Consider the following 3,648-nt stretch of genomic DNA (forward strand, 5'->3'; position numbering starts at 1 on the left):
ATATAAATCTGGCAGAGACTTACTTTCCCGGGCCGTGTCCAGCCAAGTATTATCAGCACTGAGATGCTTAACTGCCGTGTTCGGTATGGGAACGGGTGTATCCATCTCGTCATTTCCACCAGAAAATTTACAGATTTTTATATGCATAGCACTTAAAATCTGATTTTGACATATTAATTTGTTACTGCTCAGCTCTTTCACTACAGCTTAAGAACTGAATAATGTATCGAAGAACTTTCGTTCTTTCTTAAGAAGACTCGAACTTTTTTAACTCATAGACCGGAACTCTCGTTCCTTTTTAAGACCATCTACTTTTGAAATACCTGTTTTCTTTGGGTCAAACCCTCGACCTATTAGTATCAATCAGCTTAATACATTACTGCACTTACACTCTTGACCTATCAACCATGTAGTCTACATGGGGTCTTACTAGCTTACGCTATGGGATATCTCATCTTGAGGTGGGTTTCACGCTTAGATGCCTTCAGCGTTTATCCCTGCCGAACTTGGCTACCCAGCTGTGCCATTGGTATGACAACTGGTGCACTAGAGGTTCGTCCATCCCGGTCCTCTCGTACTAAGGACAGATCCTCTCAAATATCCTGCGCCCGCGACAGATAGGGACCGAACTGTCTCACGACGTTCTGAACCCAGCTCGCGTACCGCTTTAATTGGCGAACAGCCAAACCCTTGGAACCTGCTACAGCTCCAGGATGCGATGAGCCGACATCGAGGTGCCAAACCTCCCCGTCGATGTGGACTCTTGGGGGAGATAAGCCTGTTATCCCCAGGGTAGCTTTTATCCGTTGAGCGATGGCAATTCCACTTTCATACCACCGGATCACTAAGCCCTACTTTCGTACCTGCTCGAGGTGTCTCTCTCGCAGTTAGGCTACCTTATGCCTTTGCACTCGATGCGCGATTTCCAACCGCGCTGAGGTAACCTTTGGACGCCTCCGTTACTCTTTGGGAGGCGACCGCCCCAGTCAAACTGCCCACCTGACAGTGTCCCTAAACCAGTTTATGGCTCCAGGTTAGAGTTCCAGTACTTTTAGAGTGGTATCCCAACGTCGACTCCTTAATGGCTGGCGCCACTAATTCTCAGTCTCCCACCTATCCTGTACAAAAAATACCGAAACCCAATATCAAGCTACAGTGAAGCTCCATGGGGTCTTTCCGTCTAGTCGCGGGTAACTTGCATCTTCACAAGTACTACAATTTCGCCGGGTACGTTGTTGAGACAGTGCCCAAGTCATTACGCCATTCGTGCGGGTCAGAACTTACCTGACAAGGAATTTCGCTACCTTAGGACCGTTATAGTTACGGCCGCCGTTTACTGGGGCTTAAGTTCATGCCTTCGCATAGCAACCTTGCGGTTGCATTTGCTAAGCAATTCCCGTAACCTTCCAGCACCGGGCAGGCGTCAGCCCCTATACTTCATCTTTCGATTTAGCAGAGACCTGTGTTTTTGATAAACAGTTGCTTGGGCCTATTCTCTGCGACCTGCTCACGCAGGCACCCCTTATCGCTAACTTACGGGGTCAATTTGCCGAGTTCCTTAACAACGCTTCTCCCGCTCGTCTTAGGATTCTCTCCTCACCTACCTGTGTCGGTTTGCGGTACTGGTACCTTTAATCTGGATAGTGGCTTTTCTCGTCAGTGTGGAATCGGTCACTTCGGTACTTGTTTTCCCTCCGCATCACGTCTTCGAAACATCCGGCGGATTTGCCTACCGGACTATCTACCCCGCTTGCACGAACTTTTCCAGCTGTTCGCTTGACTTATCCTCCTGCGTCCCCACCTCTCTCATAACGATTAACGGCAGTACAGGAATTTCAACCTGTTATCCATCGCCTACGCCTTTCGGCCTCAGCTTAGGTCCAGACTTACCCTGGGCGGACGAACCTTCCCCAGGAAACCTTAGGCTTTCGACGGTAAAGATTCTCACTTTACTTTCGCTACTTATTCCGGCATTCTCACTACTGCTTCGTCCACAAGTCCTTCCGGTCTTGCTTCAACCTACAACAGTAAGCTCCCCTACCACCCTCGTGTGTTCAATGCTGTCCCTAGTTTCTTACCTGATATTGTTTCACACTATCAGTCGGTATACATCTAGCTGAAGGATAATTTGACGAAAAGTTTTCAATTATTCTCTTATGAAACTTTTCGTGAAATGTCCTATCCGCCTTTTGCACTAGGTACACCATTGAACACACGCTGATCCATAGCTTCGGTATACAGTTTAGCCCCGGTAATTTTCGGCGCAGGCTCACTCGACTAGTGAGCTATTACGCACTCTTTGAATGAGTGGCTGCTTCTAAGCCAACATCCTAGTTGTCTTAGCAAGCCCACATCCTTTTCCACTTAACTGTAATTTTGGGACCTTAGCTGATGGTCTGGGCTGTTTCCCTTTTGACCACGGGACTTATCTCTCGTAGTCTGACTCCCAAGTAACATCATTACGGCATTCGGAGTTTGATAGGGTTCGGTAACCTGGTAAGGCCCCTAGCCCATTCAGTGCTCTACCTCCGTATGACTCTAACTTGAGGCTAGCCCTAAAGCTATTTCGGGGAGAACCAGCTATCTCCGAGTTCGATTGGAATTTCTCCGCCACCCACAGCTCATCCCAGACCTTTTCAACGGTCATGTGGTTCGGTCCTCCACGAGATTTTACTCCCGCTTCAACCTGTCCATGGGTAGGTCACCCGGTTTCGGGTCTATAGCATGCAACTTGTCGCCCATTTAAGACTCGGTTTCCCTTCGGCTCCGTACCTTCAGTACTTAACCTCGCTGCATACAATAACTCGCCGGACCGTTCTACAAAAAGTACGCTGTCGAGCTTTAACGCTCTTCAACTGCTTGTAAACATAGGGTTTCAGGTTCTCTTTCACTCCCCTCCCGGGGTTCTTTTCACCTTTCCCTCACGGTACTGCTTCACTATCGGTCACCAGTTAGTATTTAGCCTTGGATGGTGGTCCACCCTGCTTCCCACGAGGTTTCACGTGCCTCGTGGTACTCTGGATACCGGCCTGTCTCTCATCATTTCACATACGGGACTTTTACCCTCTGTGGTCTCAGCTTTCCATCTGTTCATTCTGCTATGACTTGAGAATCATTATGCCGGTCCTCAACCCCGGATGATATTGCTATCACCCGGTTTGGGCTAATCCGCTTTCGCTCGCCACTACTTACGGAATCTCTTTTGATTTCTACTCCTGTTGGTACTTAGATGTTTCAGTTCCCAACGTATGCCCTCGTTACACTATGTATTCATGTAACGATGACCAAATGTTTAGTTTGGCCGGGTTCCCCCATTCGGATATCTGCGGGTCAATGGCTATTTGCGCCTCTCCGCAGCTTTTCGCAGCTTGTCACGTCCTTCATCGCCTTCTGGTGCCAAGGCATTCACCCTATGCTCTTAGTAGCTTGACCTCTAAAATTGCTATAAGCTTCGTATTACTGTGTCAAACTTCCCTCCTGCGGTGCTCACCTATCAACATAGGCTCCGCTCCTCGTCAGTCGTTTTCCGTGTACTACTCGCTTCTACCAATTTTATTATCGATTTTCTTCGATATCATCAGTTCTTCTAAAGTGATTGTCTTAACAATCTAATGAGTTTGGAACTTTCGTTCCTTTATCCTAAGAGTC

Annotated in this window: 2 rRNA genes; both read right to left on the minus strand. The window is 48.0% G+C overall.

Annotation, left to right across the window (positions count from 1 at the left end):
- Positions 1 to 6: 6 nt before the first annotated feature.
- Positions 7 to 123, minus strand: a 5S ribosomal RNA gene (gene rrf / locus CLHUN_RS21315).
- 210 nt (positions 124 to 333) lie between these two features.
- Positions 334 to 3,432: ribosomal RNA gene (locus tag CLHUN_RS21320) — 23S ribosomal RNA — on the minus strand.
- Between the last annotated feature and the right edge of the window lie 216 nt (positions 3,433 to 3,648).

The organism is Ruminiclostridium hungatei, assembly GCF_002051585.1.
GTDB classification, from domain to species: Bacteria; Bacillota; Clostridia; order Acetivibrionales; family DSM-1351; genus Ruminiclostridium; species Ruminiclostridium hungatei.